General features: G+C 70.9%; 17 protein-coding genes. 6 read left to right on the plus strand and 11 right to left on the minus strand.

The window, feature by feature from the left end; all coding sequences use genetic code 11:
- Window positions 1-20: 20 nt before the first annotated feature.
- The 4 genes from A0130_00340 to A0130_00355 are packed head-to-tail and all read right to left on the minus strand — an operon-like array spanning window position 21 to window position 5,391.
- Window positions 21-977, minus strand: coding sequence for an ABC transporter permease (locus A0130_00340; GenBank protein ANF30335.1), 957 nt, complete (start codon window positions 975-977; stop codon window positions 21-23).
- 2 nt (window positions 978-979) lie between these two features.
- Window positions 980-2,275, minus strand: coding sequence for a sugar ABC transporter substrate-binding protein (locus A0130_00345; GenBank protein ANF30336.1), 1,296 nt, complete (start codon window positions 2,273-2,275; stop codon window positions 980-982).
- A gap of 27 nt (window positions 2,276-2,302) precedes the next feature.
- Window positions 2,303-3,325 (minus strand): LacI family transcriptional regulator, encoded by a 1,023-nt coding sequence (locus A0130_00350; GenBank protein ID ANF30337.1) that lies wholly within the window; start codon window positions 3,323-3,325, stop codon window positions 2,303-2,305.
- A complete protein-coding gene (locus A0130_00355; GenBank protein ANF30338.1) occupies window positions 3,322-5,391 on the minus strand; it encodes a hypothetical protein in 2,070 nt (689 codons plus the stop codon). Before A0130_00355 ends, A0130_00350 begins: the two co-directional genes overlap by 4 nt.
- 176 nt (window positions 5,392-5,567) lie before the next feature.
- Here A0130_00355 and A0130_00360 point away from each other — a divergent pair, with 176 nt between their 5' ends.
- Window positions 5,568-6,689, plus strand: a complete 1,122-nt coding sequence (locus A0130_00360; GenBank protein ID ANF30339.1) for a hypothetical protein — start codon at window positions 5,568-5,570, stop codon at window positions 6,687-6,689.
- Between the two features lie 6 nt (window positions 6,690-6,695).
- Here the strand turns inward: A0130_00360 and A0130_00365 are convergent, their stop codons facing one another.
- Genes A0130_00365 through A0130_00375 form a run of 3 tightly spaced genes read right to left on the minus strand, consistent with a single transcriptional unit; the run spans window position 6,696 to window position 9,273 of the window.
- Entirely contained in the window at window positions 6,696-7,199 is a 504-nt protein-coding gene (locus tag A0130_00365; GenBank protein ANF30340.1) for a hypothetical protein, read from the minus strand.
- Complete coding sequence (locus A0130_00370; GenBank protein ANF30341.1) at window positions 7,196-7,501, minus strand: ATP-dependent Clp protease adapter ClpS; 306 nt, start codon at window positions 7,499-7,501, stop codon at window positions 7,196-7,198. Before A0130_00370 ends, A0130_00365 begins: the two co-directional genes overlap by 4 nt.
- A complete protein-coding gene (locus A0130_00375) occupies window positions 7,498-9,273 on the minus strand; it encodes a glucoamylase (protein ANF30342.1) in 1,776 nt (591 codons plus the stop codon). Before A0130_00375 ends, A0130_00370 begins: the two co-directional genes overlap by 4 nt.
- 29 nt (window positions 9,274-9,302) lie before the next feature.
- Here A0130_00375 and A0130_00380 point away from each other — a divergent pair, with 29 nt between their 5' ends.
- The gene (locus A0130_00380) at window positions 9,303-10,679 is read left to right on the plus strand and encodes a glucose-6-phosphate dehydrogenase (GenBank protein ANF33231.1); all 1,377 of its coding nucleotides are present in this window, start codon (window positions 9,303-9,305) and stop codon (window positions 10,677-10,679) included.
- A 34-nt stretch (window positions 10,680-10,713) separates the two neighbouring features.
- Here the strand turns inward: A0130_00380 and A0130_00385 are convergent, their stop codons facing one another.
- On the minus strand, window positions 10,714-11,181 hold the full coding sequence (locus A0130_00385) for a hypothetical protein (protein ANF30343.1): 468 nt from the start codon (window positions 11,179-11,181) through the stop codon (window positions 10,714-10,716).
- A gap of 129 nt (window positions 11,182-11,310) precedes the next feature.
- Window positions 11,311-11,529: a hypothetical protein gene (locus tag A0130_00390; GenBank protein ID ANF30344.1), complete on the minus strand. Its 219-nt coding sequence runs from the start codon at window positions 11,527-11,529 to the stop codon at window positions 11,311-11,313.
- Window positions 11,530-11,591: 62 nt separating this feature from the next.
- Between A0130_00390 and A0130_00395 the strand changes: the two genes are divergently transcribed.
- Window positions 11,592-12,746 carry an arsenic transporter gene (locus A0130_00395; GenBank protein ID ANF30345.1) on the plus strand — a complete coding sequence of 385 codons (1,155 nt, stop codon included), beginning with the start codon at window positions 11,592-11,594 and terminating at the stop codon, window positions 12,744-12,746.
- A gap of 40 nt (window positions 12,747-12,786) precedes the next feature.
- Here the strand turns inward: A0130_00395 and A0130_00400 are convergent, their stop codons facing one another.
- Both A0130_00400 and A0130_00405 read right to left on the minus strand, forming a co-directional pair.
- The gene (locus A0130_00400) at window positions 12,787-14,673 is read right to left on the minus strand and encodes a hypothetical protein (protein ANF30346.1); all 1,887 of its coding nucleotides are present in this window, start codon (window positions 14,671-14,673) and stop codon (window positions 12,787-12,789) included.
- Window positions 14,673-17,552, minus strand: coding sequence for a transporter (locus A0130_00405; GenBank protein ID ANF30347.1), 2,880 nt, complete (start codon window positions 17,550-17,552; stop codon window positions 14,673-14,675). Before A0130_00405 ends, A0130_00400 begins: the two co-directional genes overlap by 1 nt.
- A 120-nt stretch (window positions 17,553-17,672) precedes the next feature.
- Here A0130_00405 and A0130_00410 point away from each other — a divergent pair, with 120 nt between their 5' ends.
- The 3 genes from A0130_00410 to A0130_00420 all read left to right on the plus strand — a co-directional run bounded on the left by A0130_00410 (window position 17,673) and on the right by A0130_00420 (window position 20,850).
- Window positions 17,673-18,335 carry a hypothetical protein gene (locus A0130_00410; protein ANF30348.1) on the plus strand — a complete coding sequence of 221 codons (663 nt, stop codon included), beginning with the start codon at window positions 17,673-17,675 and terminating at the stop codon, window positions 18,333-18,335.
- Window positions 18,336-18,370: 35 nt separating this feature from the next.
- Window positions 18,371-19,276, plus strand: coding sequence for a hydrolase (locus A0130_00415; GenBank protein ID ANF30349.1), 906 nt, complete (start codon window positions 18,371-18,373; stop codon window positions 19,274-19,276).
- A gap of 95 nt (window positions 19,277-19,371) precedes the next feature.
- The gene (locus A0130_00420; GenBank protein ANF30350.1) at window positions 19,372-20,850 is read left to right on the plus strand and encodes a trehalose-6-phosphate synthase; all 1,479 of its coding nucleotides are present in this window, start codon (window positions 19,372-19,374) and stop codon (window positions 20,848-20,850) included.
- Window positions 20,851-20,853 lie beyond the last annotated feature (3 nt).

The raw sequence follows: 20,853 nt of genomic DNA on the forward strand, positions 1-20,853 counted from the left end.
GCGCTGATTCGTCTGGGTCATCAGTCCCTCCCTCCGACGAAGCGGTTCTGCAGCCAGCCGATGATGAGCACGCCGATCACCAGCACGATGCCGATCGCGGCGGCGTACCCGGGATGGCCCTGCTGGATGCCCTGCTGGTAGACGAGGAGAACCGGGCTCGCCGAGTGCCCGTCGGGGCCGCCTCCTCCGGTGAGGAGGTACGGCTCGGTGAACAGGTTCGCTCCGGTGATCGTGGCCAGCAGCAGGACGAGGACCGTCGCCGAACGCACGCCCGGGACGGTGACCGAGAAGAACTGGCGCACCTTGCCCGCGCCGTCGGTCGCCGCGGACTCGTAGAGCTCGGTCGGCACGTTCTGCAGCGCGGCGAGGTACAACAGGATGTAGAACCCGAGGCCCTTCCACGTCACGTAGATCGCGATGGTCGGCATGGCCAGCACCGGGCTCGAGAGCCAGCTCGGGCTGGGCGCGAGCGGGCCGAGGATGTTGTTGATCAGGCCGTTCTGGCCGAAGAGGAACAGCCAGACGCCGATGATCGCCACGCTCGCCGTGACGTAGGGCACGTAGTAGCTCGTCCGCAGGAACGTCCGGAACCGCGTGATGCTGTTGAGCCCGGAGGCGAGCAGCAGCGACAGCACGACGGTCAGCGGGACGTTGATGATGAGGAAGATGCCGACGTTGACGAACGACTGGAGCACCTGCGGGTCCGTGAACACCTGGATGTAGTTGTCCAGGCCGACGAACGGCTGGGTGACGTTCGCCCCGGGCGCCGCGAAGAAGTAGTCGAAGAACGACATGTACACCGCGAAGCACAACGGGAACGCGTAGATGACCAGCACGAACACGATGTACGGCGCGCTGAAGAGCCAGCCGAGCGGGTTCCTGCCGAGCACGCGCTGGACGATCGGCGCACGATGGCGCCGGCCGGGGCCGGCGGCGGGCGCGGTGCCCGCCGCCGGGGGTGCGGAGGTGGTGGTCATGGTTACTTCTGGGCCTGCAGCTTGTCGATCTTGTCGGAGGCGGCCTTGAACGCGTCCTCGACCGAGCCGCTGCCGTTCACCACGGCCTTGGTGTAGGCGTCACGCAGTGCCTGCATCTGGGCGATGGTGTTGGTGCCGGTCGGGTCGTCCGTGGTCCGGGCGCTCTGGTCGCCGAACTCCTTGTACGCCGGGTGCGCGTCGAAGTAGCTCGAGTAGGTGCTCGCCACGTCGGTGCGGATCGGCATCTGGCCGGTCACATCCAGCAGCTTGCCGTCCTGCTCCTTGCTCGTCGCGAACCTGATGACGTCCCACGCCGTTCCCTGGTTCTTGCACGAGGTGTACATGCCGATGTTCTTGGCGTCCGGGAACGTGTAGACCTCGTTGGCCGGCTTGCCGTCCTTGGTCGGGACGGGGACGGAGCCCCACTGCACCTTGTCGCCGTAGTAGGCGATGGCCCACGGTCCGACGATCGCCATGGCGGACTTGCCGTCGGCGAACGCGTCACCCTGGTACTGCTCCTTGCCGGCGAGGCCGTCGCTGTAGATCTGCTTCCAGAAGTTCGCGACGTCCAGCGAGTCCGAGCTGGTGACCGTCGACTTGCCGTTCTCGATGAACGTCTTGCCCCCGGTCTGCGCGGCGAGCAGCGGGAGGTAGTCGAAGTTGACCTGGAAGAACTCGCTGGTCGGCGCGGGGTAGATCGCGTAGGGCGCGGCGCCCGACGACTTGATCTTCTGTGCGGCCGCAAGGAAGTCGGAGTACGACGACAGCTTCGGGTTCTCGGGGTCGAGTCCGGCCTTCTGGAAGATGGCCTTGTTGTAGAAGATCATGACCGGGTTCTGCTTCCACGGCATCTGGTAGTAGTCGCCGTCGGCCGACTTGTACTGCTTCGCCGCGTCGCCGCTGCGCGCCTCGATGTACTTCGCGCCGTCGGAGAACTTGGAGAGGTCGACGAGGCCGCCCTGTTTCTGCCACTGACCGGTGGCGGCAGGGAGGTTGTTGAACACCAGGCAGGGCGTGGTGCCCGCGGTGATCGCGGCGCCGATGACCTCCTCGGTGCTCTTGCCGGCGGGCACCTCCTGGGCCTTGATCTGCTCCTTCGGGTGCGCGGAGTTCCAGGCCGAGACCATGGACTTGCCCCACTGCACCTCCTGCTCGTTGTTCGAGTACCAGATGGTGATGGGTCCGTGCGCCTTCATGGCGTCGCTGCCGCCTCCGCCGCCGCTGGAGCCGCAGGCGGCGAGGGTTCCGGCGACGATGCCGGCGGTGACGAGCGAGACGGCGATTCTACGCATTCGCATGGTGTGCCTTTCGATGGGTTGCGAGGTTCAGCGGGCAGTGGGCGACGCCGTGGAGGCGCGCACCACCAGCCGTGCCGGGGGGAGGGCGACATCGCCCGCTTCGCCGTCCTCCACCAGCCGCAGCAGTGCGGTGGCGGCGGCCTGTCCGAAGCCGGCGGGGTCGTTGTCGAGGGTGGTGAGGGAGGGATAGACGTAGGACCCGATCTGGGACCCGTCCAGCCCGGTGACCGAGAGCTCGCCGGGGAGGTCGAGCCCGCGTTCGTGGGCGACGCCCATCCCGGCGATCGCCATGGGGTCGTTCCCGTAGACGATGGCGGTCGGGCGGTCCTCCCCGTCGAGCAGTGCGGCGGTGGCGGCCGCGCCCTGTTCCGGGGAGAAGTCGGTGGGGACGATGAGCGGGGTCAACCCCGCCTCGTGCGCGGCGCGCTCGAAGCGCTCCCGGCGGCGGCGTCCGTGCAGCATCCGCTCGTCGCCCGAGACGTGGGCGATGCGACGGTGGCCGAGCCCGACCAGGTGCGCGACGAGCTCGTCGATGCCGGGATCGTAGTCGCGGGTGACCGCGGGGAACGGGCTGCCACCGAGCGGCTCGCCGAGCGACACCGCGGAGGAGCCGAGGCGTTCGATGAGCGGGATGCGCTCATCCTCGGCCAGCAGGTCAGTGAGCAGGAAGCCGTCGACGCGCTTGTCGGAGGCGAGCCGCTCGTAGGCGCGCTGCTCAGCCGCCGCGTCCGGGACGACGGTCAGCACCAGGACGTTGCCGCGCTCGGCGAGGACGGCCTCGACACCCGCGATGAAGCCCGCGAAGAACGGGTCGACCTCGATGGTGCGGGGCTCACGGCGGAGCACCAGGCCGAGCGCGTAGGCGCGGCGCGTGGTCAGTCCGCGGGCGCCGGGGTGCGGCGTCCAGCCGAGCTCGCGGGCGGTCTGCAGGATGCGCTCCCGCGTCTCGGTCTTCACGCCCGGCCGGTCGTTGAGCGTGAGCGAGACGAGCGACTTGCTCACGCCCGCCGCCCGTGCGACGTCGTTGATGGTGACGCTGGCGGGGTTCACTTCGGCGTCACCACCGTGAACCCGCCCGGCTGCACCACGACGAAGCCGTGGGCGCCGACGGTCTGGGTGCGGCCGACCTGGCGGCCGGCGGAATCGTAGCTCGTCGCGGTGACCGGACCCGACGCGGTGAGCTTCTGCGGCACCGGCAGGTTCGTCGCGTTGACGAACACGTCGAGCGCCGTGGAGCCGGCGAGGCCGAGGTGGGACACGATCGGCTGCACGAGGAGCGCATCCAGGCGGGCGGTGCCGGACACCCGGGCGGTGACGGCCGTCGCCTGCGCGGGGACCGGGACGGGCAGGGTCTGCGGGAGCAGGAAGACCGGGCTGGGGGCGATGCCCTGGGCGCCGGGTCGGACGTTGTCGGTGCGGCCGAGGGGGAGCGCGATGCGGCCGACGGACGCGGTCCAGCTCGTCGTGCCGGAGCCGCCGGGGCCGAGGTCGGCGATCGGCAGGATGCGCGCCGCCGGGTGACCGGCCGGGAGCGAAACCGTGACGGTCGAGCCCGCGCCGGCCTGGAGGTAGGCGCCGCCCGACCAGTTGGCCGAGCCGGTCCACGCCGACGGCGGGGTCACCGTGGTCACCGGGCCGGTCGTCGTGCCGCTCTCGGCTTCGACGACGCTCAGCCCCTGCGTGGCGGTGGTGCGGGTCAGCGCGGTGGCCGTGCGGGCGATCGCGGGACGCGCGTCCAGCGCCAGCATGCTCAGCTCCGTGTGGATGACCGACTCGGCGCCGCAGTTGCGGTTGACCGTGCCGTCGGCCGCGATGCCGTCGACGCACACGCCCGTCGCCGGGTCGTAGGCGGGCGTCCCGGCGCGGTTGGCGCCGAAGTACCAGGCGGCTTGCGCACCCGCCAGGGCGGCGAGGCCGGACGCGCCGGTGGCGTCGGACGCGGCCACCAGCCCCTCGAGGCGCGAGTCGACGCCGTAGGCGATCTGCGTGCGGTCCGCGGGCGTCGGCGTCCAGCCGTTGTCCGGTCCGCCCGTCGCCAGCAGCTGCGCGGTGAACTGCGCGAGGTCGGTGGTCGCCGCCTTCTGCAGGCCGCCGTCGTGGAGGACGCCGGCCGCCGCGGTCAGGGCGGCGGGCTGCATCCCGGCCCAGGCATGCCAGAACGTGGGGGAGTTCGCCTCGGGCAACAGTGCGCCGAACGGCCACTGGCCGACGCCGCCGCTCTGCAGCTTCGCGATGCCCTCGCTGTAGTGCGCGAGCGCGGTGCGGGCGGTGGAGTCGCCGGGAGCGGCGGCCGAGAAGGCGCTCAGGCCGAGCACCGCCTCCGCGGTCGCGCCGGCGCTCCCGACGATCAGCCAGCCGGGCACGGTGACGCCGTTGGCGACCTGGGTCTGCGGATACTGCGCGAGCGACTGGCGCTGAAGCGCGGCGAGCGCGAGGTGCATCCGGTCGGCGAGGAAGGACGCGAATGCCGGGTCGGCGGCGCGGAAGCCGGCATAGCCCTCGCCCAGCGCCCACACCGTCCGCGCCAGCCAGAACGACTCGGCCGAGTCGGACGGGTCGGGCAGCTCCTTCGGGATGGCCGACGGGTTGAGCGTGCCGTCGTGCTGCTGCCAGAGGACGACGTTGCCGGCGTTCGGACCGTCGGCGGTCTGCAGGTAGGTCAGCGAACGGAGCAGCTCGTAGGCGGAAGTCCTGCTCGACGCGGTGCCGTTCTGCTTCCAGTCGCGGAGGTAGACGACGGCGGCGCGGGAGATGTCGTCGGCGTCGTAGGCGCCCTGGGCGTACCAGCCCCGGGCCGAGTCGGTGATCGGGCCGCCGCCGACGCGGTGGAAGGTGCCGTCGGACTGCCGGTCGGCGTACACCCACGGCGCGCGGGCGGTGGGCTCCTCCGCGGCGCGGTAGGTGGTGTGGCCGGCGACGCCCGGCAGCAGCGGCACGTCGTCGAGGAGGAAGTCGAGGTGGGAGAGGTTGGTCAGCTTCGTCGGCGCGGCTGTGGCCTGGGCGGCGGGAGCCGTCGTGGTCGCCAGCGCGGGTATCCCCGCCCCTGTGAGGGCGAGCGTGGCGCCCAGGGCGAGGCCGAGGACGGCCTTCTGCATCGTCAGTGTTCGGTTGCGCATCGTTGCGTCCCTTGTGGTCGTTTCCCCCGAAGGGGGGTGATCTAAACCGGTTTAAAGGACGGTAGACGCTGTCCTGCAGAAAGTCAACGTGCAGTCTTGTGGAGCTGGCCGCGGCACGACCAGACTGGCCGCACCGCGACCGACCACGCCGCACCGACGAGGCAGGAGGACCACCCGTGGAGTACAAGGACATTCCCACCAAGGCCGACGTCGAGCGGATCGCCGCGATGCGTCAACCCGGCTGCGTCAGCATCTACCTGCCGACCGGGACGACCCCCGCGGAGGCCGATCGTGCGCGCATCGAGTTGAAGAACCACCTCGCCAGCGCGGTCAAGGCGCTCGAGAGGCTGGAGGTGGGGCGGTCGCGCATCCAGTCCATTCAGGCGGAGGGGCAGCGCATCCTCGACGACCGGGACTTCTGGCGCTACCAGTCCCGCTCGCTTGCGGTGTTCCTCGACGGCGACCTGGCCGAGACGTTCCGCCTGCCGAACCGGCTGGGCACCGCATGCGAGATCGCAGACCGGTTCTACGTCAAGCCGCTGCTGCGCGCGCTGACCTTCCCGCAGTCGGCGCTCATCCTCGCCCTCGCGGGCAACTCCGTGCGGCTGCTGCACATCTCGCCCGACCGGCCGCCGGAGCGGATCGACGTGCCGGGGATGCCGCGCGACGTGGCGGCGGCGGTCGGACTCGCCTCGGTGAGCGGCCGGTCGCCGGACGGCCGCATCCAGGGCTCCGAGGGCCAGAAGGTGCGGATGCTGGAGTATGTCCAGGCGATCGAACGCGCCCTGCACCCGCTGCTGGCCAACTCCACCGAGCCGCTCATCCTCGCCGCCGCCGAGCCGCTCGCGGGCATCTTCCGCGGCGCCGGCGAGCATCCGCGGCTCGTGGCCGAGACGATCGGCGGAAGCCCCGAGGACAAGACCGACGAGGAGATCGCGACGGCCGCCCGCGGCGTGCTCGACCGGTTGTACGCGAGCAAGGTGGCCGCGCTGCGGGATGCCTACGAGGCCCGGATCGCGGCCGGCACGGCCCTCGTCGACCTCAGCGACATCGCCCGCGCGGCGACCTTCGGCGCGGTGGAGTCGCTGGTGATCGACATCGACCGCCGCGTGCCCGGGTCGGTCGATGAGGACACCGGGGCGATCACGCTCGCACCCGAGGACGAGCCGGGGGAGTACGGCGTGGTGGACGAGGTGCTGCGGCGGGCGCTGGCCTCCAAGGCGAAGGTCTACGCCCTGCGCGCGGAGGACGTCCCGGGCGGCGGAGCCGCGGCCGCCGCCGTGCGCTATCCGGTCTGACGCCCTTCAGCGGCGCGGCTGCACCGTCATCACGAGCAGTTCCTGCACGCCGGCGAGCCAGTCGTAGACGGCGCGCTGCAGCGCGGTGTCCTCGTCGTGGATGTCGCCCTCGTCGCCGTCCTGGTGGATGCCGAGCCGCGCCGCGAGCACGAGGCGGATGTCGGTGATCGTGCGGAGCCACGCCGTCACCTGCGCCGGGTCCAGCACCGCGACCGTCGTCCCGTCCTCGCGACGGGACAGGGACTCGATCATGGTGCGTGCGCTCGCCTCCTTGCGCTCGGCGAGGCCCGCGGCGGTGAAGCGGCGGAACTCGGCGGACGCCTGAGGGTCGTCCGGGTAGGCGTCCGGCAGCAGCCGGTCGAGTGCCGGGTCGAAGCCGTCGGCGTCCGGGTCGGCAGCCGCGCGCGCCAGGTCGATGGACTGCTCGGCGAGCGACGTCAGCAGCTCGGCCTCGTCCTCGGGGAAGCGCGCCGACACGGTCCCGTCGCGGTGCTTGCGGAACGGGGTCATGCGTCCGCCTTCGTCAGCGTCGCCCACAGGCCGTAGTCGTGCATGGCCTCCACGTGCCGCTCCATCTCCTCGCGCGTGCCGGTCGCGACGACCGCGCGCCCCTCGGTGTGCACCAGCATCATGAGCCGCTCGGCCTCCCGGCGCGGGAACCCGAAGTACGTCTGGAAGACGTAGGTCACGTAGCTCATGAGGTTGACCGGGTCGTTCCAGACGATGGTCACCCAGGGGGAGCCGAGCTCGAGCAGCTCGTCCGTCCCGGTCTCTTCGAGGGTGTCGGCGCCGGTGGCCGGGAGGGAGCTCACAGCGGGAGGCCGCCGATCGCGTCCGCCGCGCGGACCAGCGTCAGGTGGGTCAGCGCCTGGGGCGTGTTGCCCGCGTGCGAGCGGCCCTCGACGTCGTATTCCTCGGAGAGCATACCGACGTCGTTGGCCAGGCCGAGCAGCCGGTCCATCATCCGGATCGCGTCGTCGCGGCGTCCCGATTGCGCGTACTGCTCCACCAGCCAGAACGAGCAGGCGAGGAAGGGATGCTCTCCCGGCGGCAGCCCGTCGACGCCGGACTCGGTACGGTAGCGCAGCAGCAGCCCGTCCCGCAGCAGGTCGGTCTCGAGCGCCTTCACGGTGCCGAGCATCCGCGGGTCGTCGTAGTCGATGTAGCCGACCTGGGCGAGCTGGAGGAGGGACGCATCCACCTCGGTCGTGCCGAAGTGCTGCACGTACGTGCCGCGGTGCGGGTCCCAGCCGTTCGCCTCGATGTCGGCGCGGATGGCGTCGCGCTCGCGCTTCCACCGCTCGGCCGGCCCCTCGAGGCCGTACTCCTCGACGGCGCGGACGGCGCAGTCGAAGGCGGCCCAGACGAGCGCGCGCGAGTGGACGAAGTGCTGCGGCTTGTCGCGGATCTCCCAGATGCCGTGGTCGGGCTCGCGCCAGTGCTGCTCCAGGTAGCCCATCAGTGCGCGCTGCAGTGCCCACGAGAACCGCGTCTCGGCGTTGCCCTCGCGGCGGCCGCGGTCGAGCGCCAGCATGACCTCGCCGATCACGTCCGCCTGGAACTGGTTGGAGGCGTCGTTGCCGATGCGCACCGGATGCGCTCCCTGGTAGCCGGGGAGGCTGTCGATGATGCGCTCGTCGAGGTCGCGCTCGCCCGCCAGGCCGTACATGATCTGCACGTCGCCCGGGTCGCCCGCGATCGCGCGCAGCAGCCAGTCTCGCCAGTGGTCGACGTAGTCGTCGTAGCCGTGGGCGAGGAGAACGGCGATGGTGAGGGACGCGTCCCGCAGCCAGACGTAGCGGTAGTCCCAGTTGCGCTCGCCCCCGTACGCCTCGGGCAGCGAGGTGGTCGCGGCGGCGACGATGCCGCCGGTCTCGAGGTGCGAGAGGGCGCGCAGCAGGAGCAGCGAGCGCACGACCTCGTCGCGGTACGGCCCGTCGTGCTCGCAGCCGCTCGCCCACGTCGTCCACCACTCGCGGCTGTGCTGGATGGAGTGCTCGACGTCGAGCGCCGGCGGGGCGTCGCGGTGCGACGGGAACCAGGTCAGCGTGAGGTCGACCGTCTCGCCCGCGTGAACGGTGAACTCGCCCTCGTGCGCGTGGTTCGTCGCATGCAGCTGCGCGCCGCGCACGACGATCGCGTCGGGTCCGGCGACCGCGATGAGCGCATGCGGCTTCTCGGTCTTGTCCTGGCGGACCCACGGGATCGCGGTGGCGTAGCCGAAGCGGATGCGCAGGTCCTGACGCATCTGCACCGTCCCGCTCACCCCGCGGACGCGACGGATGATGTCGGCGCGGTGGTCGTCCATGGGCATGAGGTCGATGACCTCGACCTCGCCCTCGGCGGTCACCCAGCGGGTGACGAGGATCATCGTGTCCTTCTCGTAGCGGCGCGTGCTGCTCGCCTCGGCATCGACCGGAGCGACCAGCCAGCGGCCGTGGTCCTCGGTGCCGAGCAGGGCGCCGAACATCGAGCGCGAGTCGTACCGAGGGAGGCAGAGCCAGTCGATGCTCCCGTCCTTGCCGACGAGGGCCCCGGTGAAGCAGTCACTGATCAGGGCGTAATCCTCGATGGGGAGCGACATATTCCCAGTATGGCCGTACTGTGATCGCCATGACGCAGGCTGTGGACACTCTTGTCATTCTCGGAGCATCCGGCGACCTCACGTCGAGGCTGCTCCTTCCCGCCATCGGCCAGCTGCTCACCGATCAGCCGAAGCGCGCCGTCTCCCTCGTCGGCTCTGCCAGCGATGACCTCGACGACGACGCGTGGCGCGCGATCGTGAAGAAGTCGTTCGCGACGGTCGGGGCCAAGGGCGCCGCGATCGAGAAGCTGCTGAAGGAGACCCGCTACGTGAAGGCGGACGCCACCAGCGCCGACGACCTCGAGAGCCTGCTCCGGAGCGTGAAGGGCGTGCCCGCGCTGTACTTCGCGCTGCCGCCCGCCGTGACAGCGAAGGCCTGTAAGGCGCTCGGGACCTTCGAGCTGCCGAAGGGCCTGACCCTCGCCCTCGAGAAGCCGTTCGGCACCGACCGGAAGAGCGCCATCGCGCTCAACGAACAGCTGGCGACGCTGGTGCCGGAGTCCCAGATCCACCGGGTGGACCACTTCCTCGGCCAGTCGAGCGTGTTCAACATCCTCGGCGTCCGGTTCGCGAACAGCATCCTGGAGCCGCTCTGGAACGGCCGGCACATCCAGTCGGTCGACGTCATCTACGACGAGACGCTCGCCCTGGAGGGACGTGCCCGCTACTACGACGGCGCCGGCGCCCTGATGGACATGATCCAGAGTCACCTGCTGCAGGTCATGGCGGTGCTCGCGATGGAGCCGCCGTCGACGCTCGGCGAGGCGGACCTGCGCGACGCTAAGCAGCTGGTGCTGCGCGCGACGAAGGTGTGGGCCGACGACCCGGTCGCCTCGAGCCGTCGGGCGCGTTACGGCGCGGGGAAGATCGACGGCAAGAAGCTGCCTGCCTACGAAAACGAGGAGGGGGTCGACCCGAAGCGCGAGACGGAGACGCTCGCCGAGGTGACCCTACAGGTGGACACCTGGCGCTGGAGCGGAGTGCCGTTCACCCTGCGCTCGGGCAAGGCGCTCGGCAGCCGCCGGCGCGAGATGGTCGTCACCTTCGTGCCGGCCGCGCACATCCCGTCCGGACTGAAGGGGGCGACAGAGCCGGCGAAACTCCGGCTGATGTTCGCGCCCGACTCGATGTCGTTCGAAGTGAACATCAACGGCTCCGGCGATCCCTTCGAGCTGGAGCGCGCGTCGCTGACGGCGGATTTCGGACCGGGCGAGCTGCTGGCCTACGGTGAGGTGCTGGAGGGCATTCTCGACGGCGACCCCTCGCTGTCCGTCCGCGCGGACACGGCGGTGGAGTGCTGGCGGATCGTGGAGCCCGTCCTCGCGGCTTGGCGCGCTGGGAAGGTTCCCCTGGACGAGTACCCGGCCGGTTCGGGAGGTCCGAAGGACTGGCCGGAGCTCGGCTGAGCCCCGCGGGGCGCGGCGGCCCGGTCTGCGGTCGTCAGGCCGCGGTGCGGTGCGAGACCAGCGGGAACTCGCCGGTCACCGGCTTGCGAAGGTCGGTCCACTGCGTGATCGGGGCCGGCTCCCAGCCGAACGCGGCGGGCTCGGCCTCGACGGCGGGAGCCTCCACCTCGGCGGCGGGGACCTCGGCGACCGGCGCGGGCTCGGCGACGTGAGCGGGAACGACCTCGGCCTCGACGGGGGCGTCGGCGACGGACGCGGCCAGGTGCTGCGGCGCCGTCAGCGACTCGCCCGCCTCGAGGCGGCGACGCGCCTCGGCGATGGCGGCGGCGATCCCGACCGAGACCGACTGCGCGAGGATCGAGTGGAAAATGGTGTCGGTGTCGTCCTGGGCGCGGCGGACGACCGTCCACTCGCCGTCCGCTCCGATGAGCTCGGACACCTTGCCGTGCACGAGCTCAAGAATCTGGGCATCCGTCAACTGCGGAGCCGGAGCCGCCGGCACTGGCGCGGCGTGCCGCCTACGACCAAACATCGCGCAACCCCTTCCAGGTTCAACAAGTAATACAAGTGTCCTGGAGGAGTGCCGCGGAAACCCGCGCAACACGCCGGGAGATCCGCGGAAATCGGCGGGTCAGCGACCCTTTCGGCCTCCGACCGGCTTGGATTCGCGCTCGGAGGCCTCGCGAGTCTCCTGGAGGACGGCCCCGACGGCCAGCGCGAGCGAGATGCCGGCGTTGATCCACATGAGAGGGACGCGCCAATCGCGCGGGCCGTTCTTGGAGGACTGGATGGTGGTCCAGAGCCCGATCGCCGCACTGATCACGGCGCCGTTGAAGAGGTACTTGCGCATCCGATTCCTTTCCGGGTCGTCCCGTAGCGTACGCTTCGATGGTCTGGGCCGGGAGGAGGAGGATGCGCACCGCGATCGTGGGCGCCGTGCTCCTCGTGCTCGGCGCGATCGCCGTGGCCACCGGCCTGCTGCCGGTGCCGGAGGCGATCGAGCTGTGGGACCGTGTCTGGCCCATCCTGCTCTTCGTCGTCGCCATCACCGTGGTGACCGAGCTCGCCGCCGAGGCGGGCGTCTTCACCGTGCTCGCCCAGCAGACCGCGCGCTGGGGCCGCGGGCGCGCCTGGGTTCTGTGGCTGCTCGTCGTGGTCGTCGCGGCGCTGAGCACCATCTTCCTGTCGCTCGACACGACCGCGGTGCTGCTCACCCCGGTCGTGATCGTGATGGCGCGGCACGCCGGGCTGAACCCGCTGCCGTTCGCCCTGACCACCGTGTGGATGGCGAATGCCGGCTCGCTGCTGCTGCCCGTCTCCAACCTGACCAACCTGCTGGCCCAGCGCTCCATGGGCGACCCGTCGCCCGCGGCGTTCGCGGCGCTCATGTGGGCGCCGGCGCTGGTGGCGATGATCGTGCCGATGATCGTGGTGTTCGTCATCGCGCGGCGCTCGCTCCTCGTCCGCTACGAGACGGGCGAGGAGGACGGCATCGAGGACCGGGTGCTGTTCTGGGTCTCCGCCGCGGTCGTGGTGGCGCTCGTCCCGCTGCTGGTGTCGGGCCTGCCGGTGTGGCTGCCGACGACGATCGCGGCCGTGGTGCTGGTGGTGCTCTTCCTCGTGCGGCGGCGCGGAGTCGTGCGCTTCGGGCTGCTGCCGTGGCAGCTGGTGCTCCTCGCCTCCGGGCTGTTCCTCTTCATCGAGGCGCTGCACGCCGCCGGGCTCGGGACGCTGATGGCGACGGTCTCCGGGACGGGGGAGTCGCCGCTGGCCCTCCTGCGCCTGTCGCTGACCGGACTGGTCGGTGCGAACGCGATCGACAACCTGCCGGCCTACCTCGCCCTGGAGCCGGTCGCCGAGAGCCCGGCGCGGCTCGCGGCGCTGCTCATCGGCGTGAATGCCGGTCCGCTGATCACGCCGTGGGCGAGCCTCGCGACCCTCCTCTGGCACCAGCGCCTGACGTCGTTCGACGTCGAGATCCGCTGGTCCCGGTATATGCTCCTCGGCCTGATCGTCGCCCCCGTCACCGTCGTCCTCGCCACCCTGGCCCTCTCCGCCACGCTTTGACCCTCTCCACTCTTCGTGTAGTCGATGGAGGGGGCGGGGGCTACTCGGCGGGGAGGAGCTGGGCGGCGTTGATCACGCGGCGGCGAGCCACGGCGAACAGGGCGAGGGCGAAGCCGAGGGCCGCCCACAGGAGGAGCCCGCCCAGGCCGCGCCAGGCGTCCGCCGAGCCGTCGATCGCGCCCTGCAGCGCCGTGATCGCGGGAGCCGTCGGCAGCCAGGGCAGCGCCGAGTCGAAGAAGTCCGGCGCGGTCGAGACGATGCCGGAGGCCAGCGTGATCACCACGACGAGCATCGACAGGAACCGCCCGACCCCTCCGAGCAGCGCGACGAGCCCGTGATTCACCGCGGCGAAGGCGATGCCGGTCGCGGACGCCAGGGCCGCGAAGCCGAACCAGTGCCCCACGTCGAGTCCGAGGGCGGGAGCCATCACGGCCGAGACGAGGACGCCCTGCAGCACGCCCAGCACGGCGGCGGGCACGAAGCCGTCGAGGGCGATCAGCCCGGCCGCCCGCGAGGTGAGCAGCGCGCGACGCGACAGCGCCTGCAGCACGAGGAACGTCGCCAGCGCGCCCAGCCACAGGGCGACGGAGGCGAACAGCGGGATGCTGGAACTGCCGAACGCGGTCGTGCCCGAGGCCTTCTGCGTGACCGGCTCGGCCGCGACCTTCGCGAGGCTGGTCCGCTCGCCGCTGTCGTACGACGGCAGCTGCTTCACCGCCGTGTGCAGCCCCATGGCGAGCGACGCGGCGCCGGAGGCCGACTGATCGGCCCCGGAGGCGAGGGCCGGGATGCCGTCGCTCAGCTGCTGGACACCGGTCGCCAGCTGCTGCGCGCCGTCCGCGGACTGGGAGGCGCCGGAGGCGAGCTGCTGCGCGCCGGACGCCAGTCCGTTCAGGCCGCCGACGAGCTGGTCGCTGCTGTCCGCCACCTTGCCCACCCCGATCTGCGCGATGGTGGCGTTCTTGATGCCGTCCTGCAGCTTCGGCGACTGCGCCTGGATGGTGCCGCACAGCTGGGCGAGCTTCGGGTCGAGGGCTGGATCCAGGCCGGCGCAGGCGCTGGCCGCGGTGCCGCCGATCGCCTGAAGTGCCTGCGTGACCTCCGTCGCAGCAGTTCCCGCGTTGCCGCTCAGACCGCGCAGAGCGCCGGGCAGCGCGGCGGCGCCGTCGGCTGTCTTCTGGATGCCGTCCGCCAGCCCCGACGTCCCGTCCGACAGCTGCGAGATACCGCCCGCGAGCGACGATGCGCCGCTCGACAGCTGCGCCGCGCCGTCGCCGAGCTGGTGCGTCCCGCTCGCGAGCTGCGTCAGTCCGCCCGAGAGCTGGTCCGCGCCGGTCGCCGCCTTGCCGAGCTGCTCGCCGAGCGTGTTGAAGCCGACGTAGACGTTCTCGATGTAGGTCGAGGTCAGCTGCTTGTTCAGCACCGACGTGGCCGTGGTCGTCACCGCCTGGCTGATCGCCGGGTCCACGAGCTTCGAGTCCTTGCTGGTGCGCACGTCGATGGTGGCCTGGGTCGCCTGCGACGCGTCGCCCGCGGTCGAGGTCGCCGCCTTCGAGAAGTTCTCCGGGATGGTCACGACCGAGACGTACTCTCCGCTCGCGATCCCCTTGTCCGCGTCCTTCTTGTCCGTCAGCACCCACGAGAAGTTGTCGTTCTTCGTGTCGAGCAGCCCGGCCGCCATCTGGCGTCCGAGCGGGACCGTCTGGCCGTTCAGCTTCACCGGCTGGTCGAGGTTGACCACGGCCGCCTTGACGTCGTGGAGGCGCTCGGTCGGGTTCCAGAGGGCCCAGACCAGCAAACCGCCGATGACGAGCGGGACGAGCAGGATGCCGGCGATGGTGAGCCACGTCACGCGCTTGTCGGAGCGCATCCGCTCCAGCGAGAACAGCGACCCGGGACGGCGCAGGGGAGAGGTGGGGGTGGTCATCAGGCGTTCGTCTTCTCGAGGTGGGCGCCGTGCTCGGCGCGGTCGGTGTCGGTGAGATCGGCGACGGGAGTCGCGGTGCGCGGCGCGTCGGACAGGTCGACGGCGGTCGGCTCGGCCGTGTCGGGGAGGAGGTCGTCGAGCCCGGACGGGTCGACGCAGCTGACGACGAGGGCGAACGGCCGCTCCTCGACGCGCGCCCGGCTGAGCGCGGCGGTCAGCTCCGCACGGAGGCGTCGGCGCTCGACCGGGTCGGTCACGGTGTCGACGGCGTCGAGGGCGAGCAGCTTCGGGCGGCTGGCGAGCGCGCGACGGACATCCTCGACCGGGGTGTCCGCGCGGTCGAGCCGCACGACCGACGTGGCGGACCGGACCGCTGCTCCGCGCGTCGGGAGGACGAACCCGGCGACCTTCACGGTGCCGCCGTCGACGTGCGTCCGCCCGGTGATCGCCATCAGCAGCGCGAGGGCCGCCGTGCGGTCACCGCCGTGCACGACGAGCACCTCGCCGTCGCCGAGGCGGAACGACACGTCGCCGACCAGCGTGCGCTTGCGGGTCGCGACTGTCAGGCCCTCCGCGGCAGCGACGCCGGTCGCGCCCGGTTCGGGCCAGTCGGCGAGCTGGAGCTCCTTCTGCAGCCCGTCGCCCTCGACGTCGAACGAGGGGAGGATGCGGTCGAGCCAGCGCGGCATCCACCACGCCTTGTCGCCCAGCAGCTGCAGCACGGCGGGCACGAGCGTCATGCGGACGATGAACGCGTCCACGAACACGCCGACGGCGAGGCCGAGCGCGATCGGCTTGATCGACGCGTCGCCCTCGGGCACGAACGCGGCGAACACCGAGATCATGATGATCGCGGCGGCGGTCACGACCTTCGCGGAGCCGACGAACCCGCTCTGGATGGCGCGGCGCGCGTTGCCGCCGTGCACGTAGTCCTCGCGGATGCGGCTGACCAGGAAGACCTCGTAGTCCATCGCCAGGCCGAACAGCACGCCCATCAGGATGATCGGCATGAACGAGATGATCGGGCCGGTCTTGTCGACGTGCAGTACGTCCGACAGCCAGCCCCACTCGAAGACGGCGGTCACTGCGCCGAACGCGACGCCCACCGAGAGCAGGTAGCCGAGCGCCGCCTTGATCGGCACCGCGATCGACCGGAACACCATCGTCAACAGGATGAGCGACAGCCCGACGACGAGCACGCCGAACGGCAGCAGGGCGCCCCCGAGCCGCGACGACACGTCGATCTGCGCGGCCGTGTTGCCGGTGACCTTCAGGTCGACGCCGTACTCGTCGAGGAAGTGCTGGTGCTTCGCGCGGATCTCGGCCACGAGGTCGGCGGTCTTCGGGTCGTCCGGGCCCGTGGTCGGCACGACCTGGACGATCCCGGTGTCGGCGGTCGCGTTCGGGGTCGACAGCGGCACCGACGCGACTCCGGGCAGGTCCGCGATCTCGTCGCCGATCTTCTTCATGAGTCCCAGCGGGTCGGTGCTCTGGATGATAGAGCCGGTCACGATCAGCGGTCCGTTGTAGCCGGGGCCGAAGTGCTCGGAGACGAGGTCGTAGGCTACGCGGGCGGACGAGCTCTCCGGCTGCGACCCGGCGTCGGGCAGGGCGAGCCGCAGCTGCAGCGCGGGGAGAGCGGCGATGCCGAGCCCGACGATGACGGCCACGACCGTGACGATCGGGAAGCGGGTCACGGCGCGCACCCAGCCGCGGAAGAATCCGCGGGGGATCTCGGCGTTCGCCGCGTGGGCGAAATCGGCGGCGGGAGCAGGCGTGGGCTCCGGAGCAGACGTCTCCTCGCCCTCGGCCGCAAGGGCCGCGCGCCGCTTCTCCTCGCGGGCCGCCGTGCGCCGCCCCGGCGTCAGTCGAGCACCGGCGAAGCCGAGCAGCGCCGGTGTGAGCGTCAGCGCGATGATCACGGCGACCGCCACAGCGGCCGACGCCGCGATGCCCATCGTGGTGAGGAAGGGGATGTTCGCGACGGCCAGGCCGGCCAGCGCGATGATGACCGTGATGCCCGCGAACAGCACCGCCGACCCGGCGGTCGCGACCGCGCGCGCGGCGGACTCCTCCGGTGGCACCCCGGCCTTCAACTGTCCCTGATGTCTCGAGATGATGAACAGCGAGTAGTCGATCCCCACCGCGAGCCCGAGCATGAGCGCCAGCATCGGCGTCGTGGAGGAGATGGACCCGAACAGCGTCGCGATGAAGATCAGGCACATCGAGATGGCGACGCCCAGGATGGCCGTGAGCAGCGGCATCCCGGCGGCCAGGAACGATCCGAACGTGACGATCAGCACCACGAGCGCGATGCCGACGCCGATCAGCTCGATCACCGACAGCGTCGGCAGGTTCTGCGAGAACAGCTGGCCGCCGACGGCCGACTTCGAGCCGTCCGGCAGCTGTTTCGCGAGGTCGGCGCCGACCTTCTTGATGTCGTCCTTCGTCTCGGCCGTCACCGTGGTCATCTGACCCTTCAGCTGCACGGTGATGATCGCGGCGGAGCGGTCCTCGGAGACGAGGTCCTTGACCTGGTCGGAGTACGGAGACGTGATGCCGGACACACCGGAGACGTCCTTCAGATCGGAGACCGCGGTCTCGATCGGCGCCTTCACCGCGCTGTCGTCGACCGTCTTCCCATCGGGGGCGACCACCACGATCTGCGCGGTCGTCCCGCTGACCTGCGGGAACGTGCGGCTCAGCGTGTCGAGCGCCTCTTGCGATTCGGTGCCCGGGATGCTGAAGCTGTTGTCCGTGCCCTGGTTGAGGAGCAGGGCGCCGCCGCCGAGCAGGGCGAGGAGCCCGATCCAGAGGATCAGTACCAGTTTGCGGGCGCGGTAGGCCCACCGGCCGACCGAGTACAGGAGCGAGGACACGGGTTCTCCAGTGGGTGAGTACCGAAAGCGACGAAAAACAGTTCGATACACCGTTGTATCCGTACAGAACCGTATCGGATACACTGCTGTATCGAAAGTTGGATTCAGGAAGGTTTCAGCTTGAACAGCACGACTCTCACGGACGACGCCCCCACCGAGTCCGGCCGGCGCCGGCGCACCCGGACGCGGCTGCTCGACGCCGCCTTTGAGGTGTTCGCCGACCAGGGAGTCAGCGCGGCCAGCGTCGAGACCATCGTGGAGGCGGCCGGGTTCACGCGGGGTGCGTTCTACTCCAACTTCTCGACCAAGGAGGAGCTGTTCCTCGCACTGATCGAGCGCGAGATGGGCATGCGGCTGGAGCAGCTGAACGCCGGCGTCGAGCAGTTCCTCACCCCGCTGGTCGGCGAGCAGGGCCGGGGACTCGACGACGAGGACGTGCTGCGGACGATCACCCGCATCCTCGAACTGCAGTCCGACGACCGGCGCTGGTGGCTGGTGCAGGCAGAGTTCCAGCTCATGGCCCTGCGCGACCACTCGATCGCGGCCGACTACCTCCGCTACTACGATGAGTTCTTCGCCGAGCTGACCGAGATCGTCGTGCAGGCGCTGGCGAGCGCCGGGCGCCGCTTCACCATCGAGCCGGCCGAGGCCGTCCGGGTCATCGCCGAGCTCTGCGCAAACGGCGAAGCGCGCGCGGTGCTGGCAGACGACCAGCGCACTTTCCCCGAGCGGCTGTCGGAGTCCGTGCCCGCGATCCTCCTCGCCTTGACCGAGCGGGTTTGAGCGTTCCCCAAGCCGCGCGGTCTAGTGTCTGACGGATGCGACCCGAAGCATCCCGAGACCCCCGCGCGCCGCGCGCCTCCCGTGTGCTCCGCGCCGTCGCCGTCCTCGCCGCGGCGTCCGCGGCCCTCGTCCTGAGCGGCTGCTCCGGCGCGCCCTCCAGCGCGGACGCGCCCCGACCGGCGGCCACGTCCGTCCCCGCGCCCACGCAGACGCCCGATCCGTTCCCGAAGGAGCCGCTCACCGCGTCCACCCGCTACGTCGCCGTGGGCGACTCGTTCGCCGCGGGGATGGGCGGGGGAGCCGAGCAGGGCAAGTGCCGGCTCAGCCCCAACGGCTACCCGCCGGTCTTCGCCCGCAAGGCGGCCGTCGACCTCGTCGTGAACGCCGCCTGCGCCGGAGCCACCACCTCCGACCTCCTGAAGCACCAGCTGATCGCCCTCGACGACCGCACCGACCTCGTCACCGTGAGCATCGGCGGCAACGACCTCGGCGTCGCCGAGATCGCGGGAAGCTGTGCGGCCGGCAAGGCGGCCGCCTGCCGCAACCAGGTCACGGCCGCCCTGTCGCTGCTGAACGTGCTGCCGGATCGGCTGACCACGGTCTATAGCGCCGTCGCGCAGGCCGCGCCGAACGCGCGCATCGTCGTGACCGGCTACACGCTGCTCTACGACGCGTCCGATCCGTCCGCTCCCGATTTCCAGACCGCCGCGGCCATCAACGCCGCGACCATCGGCCTGAACGAGGTCATCCGGCAGGCGGTCGACCAGCAGCGCGCCGACGGCAAGGCCATGACCTACCTGCCGGTCGACTTCGCAGGCCACGCCATCGGCGACCGAACGCCGTGGCTCAACACCTCGGGGGCGGACATCTTCCACCCGACCGCCGCAGGCTATGCGGAGTACGCGAGCCGGCTCATCCAGCTGCTCGGCAAGGCCCAGTAGGGGCGCTGGTACCCTGGCTGGTGTCTCACGCCGAGAACCCCCGAGGGAGTTGACCGACCATCACCGCGACGCCAGAACCGACGACCTACGACCTGATCATCGTCTCCAACCGCCTGCCGGTCGACCGGGTGGTGGACGACGACGGCAACGCGGACTGGCGGCCCTCGCCGGGCGGTCTGGTCGCGGCGCTGGAGCCGGTCATGCGGTCCCAGGACGGCGTGTGGATCGGCTGGGCCGGCGTCTCGGACGAGGAGATCGAGCCGTTCGAGGCAGGTGGGATCAACATCCTCCCCGTGCCGCTCAGCGAGCAGGAGCTGCAGGAGTACTACGAGGGCTTCTCCAACGACACGCTGTGGCCGCTGTACCACGACGTCATCGCGCAGCCGTCGTACCACCGCGAGTGGTGGGAGAGCTACGTGAAGGTCAACCGCCGCTTCGCCGAGGCCGCCGCGTCGGTCGCCGCCAAGGGCGCCGTCGTGTGGGTGCACGACTACCAGCTGCAGCTGGTCCCCGCGATGCTGCGGGAGCTGCGGCAGGACCTGGTCATCGGCTTCTTCAACCACATCCCGTTCCCGCCGTACGGCATCTACTCGCAGCTGCCCTGGCGGCGCCAGATCATCGACGGGCTGCTCGGCGCCGACGTCATCGGCTTCCAGCGGGTGGCGGACGCGGGCAACTTCTCGCGCGCCGTGCGCCGGCTCAAGGGGTACGAGACGCGCGGGCCGATCATCGAGGTGCCGATCGACACGGACGACCCGGAGGCGGGGTCGCACCGCCACGTCACCACCGACCGTCGTGGCGGACTGGTGCGCACGGTGCTCGCTCGAGCCTTCCCGATCTCTATCGACGCCGACCAGTACCAAGACCTGGCGCGCCGCCTTGAGATCCAGGCGCGTGCCCGCGAGATCCGGGAGGAGCTCGGCAACCCCGAGAAGATCATGCTCGGCGTCGACCGGCTCGACTACACGAAGGGCATCGGCCACCGGCTGAAGGCGTTCGGCGAGCTGCTGGCGGAGGGGCGGGTCAAGGCCGAGGACGTCACGCTGGTCCAGGTGGCGAGCCCGAGCCGCGAGCGCGTCGAGACCTACCGCCAGCTGCGGGACGAGATCGAGCTGACCGTCGGCCGGATCAACGGCGACTACTCGACCCTGGGCCACACGGCCGTCGCCTACCTCCACCACGGCTATCCGCGGGAGGAGATGGTCGCCCTCTACCTCGCGGCCGACATCATGCTCGTCACCGCTCTCCGCGACGGCATGAACCTCGTCGCGAAGGAGTATGTCGCGACCCGTGTGGACGAGGACGGGGTGCTCGTCCTCAGCGAGTTCGCCGGCGCCTCCGACGAGCTGCGCCAGGCGCTGCTGATCAACCCGCACGACATCGAGGGCCTCAAGGACACCGTCATGCAGGCGCTCGCCATGCCGAAGCGAGACCGCACGCGCCGGATGCGCGCCCTCCGCAAGAAGGTGCTCACCAACGACGTCGCTCGGTGGTCGGCCTCCTTCCTCGACGCTCTCACCCGCAGCGCACACGGCGACCACCCGCTCCAGGACCCGCCGGTCAACCGGCGCTGAGCC

The sequence above is a fragment of the Leifsonia xyli genome (genome assembly GCA_001647635.1).
GTDB lineage: Bacteria > Actinomycetota > Actinomycetes > Actinomycetales > Microbacteriaceae > Leifsonia > Leifsonia xyli_A.

Excerpts from the sequence above, each read along its gene's own strand:
- A0130_00345 (ANF30336.1), bottom strand. The coding sequence starts at position 2,275 with ATGCGAATGCGTAGAATCGCCGTCTCGCTCGTCACCGCCGGCATCGTC.
- A0130_00380 (ANF33231.1), top strand. The coding sequence starts at position 9,303 with ATGACGCAGGCTGTGGACACTCTTGTCATTCTCGGAGCATCCGGCGAC.
- A0130_00395 (ANF30345.1), top strand. The coding sequence starts at position 11,592 with ATGCGCACCGCGATCGTGGGCGCCGTGCTCCTCGTGCTCGGCGCGATC.
- A0130_00365 (ANF30340.1), bottom strand. The coding sequence starts at position 7,199 with ATGACCCCGTTCCGCAAGCACCGCGACGGGACCGTGTCGGCGCGCTTC.
- A0130_00355 (ANF30338.1), bottom strand. The coding sequence starts at position 5,391 with ATGCGCAACCGAACACTGACGATGCAGAAGGCCGTCCTCGGCCTCGCC.
- A0130_00400 (ANF30346.1), bottom strand. The coding sequence starts at position 14,673 with ATGACCACCCCCACCTCTCCCCTGCGCCGTCCCGGGTCGCTGTTCTCG.
- A0130_00390 (ANF30344.1), bottom strand. The coding sequence starts at position 11,529 with ATGCGCAAGTACCTCTTCAACGGCGCCGTGATCAGTGCGGCGATCGGG.
- A0130_00340 (ANF30335.1), bottom strand. The coding sequence starts at position 977 with ATGACCACCACCTCCGCACCCCCGGCGGCGGGCACCGCGCCCGCCGCC.
- A0130_00415 (ANF30349.1), top strand. The coding sequence starts at position 18,371 with ATGCGACCCGAAGCATCCCGAGACCCCCGCGCGCCGCGCGCCTCCCGT.
- A0130_00375 (ANF30342.1), bottom strand. The coding sequence starts at position 9,273 with ATGTCGCTCCCCATCGAGGATTACGCCCTGATCAGTGACTGCTTCACC.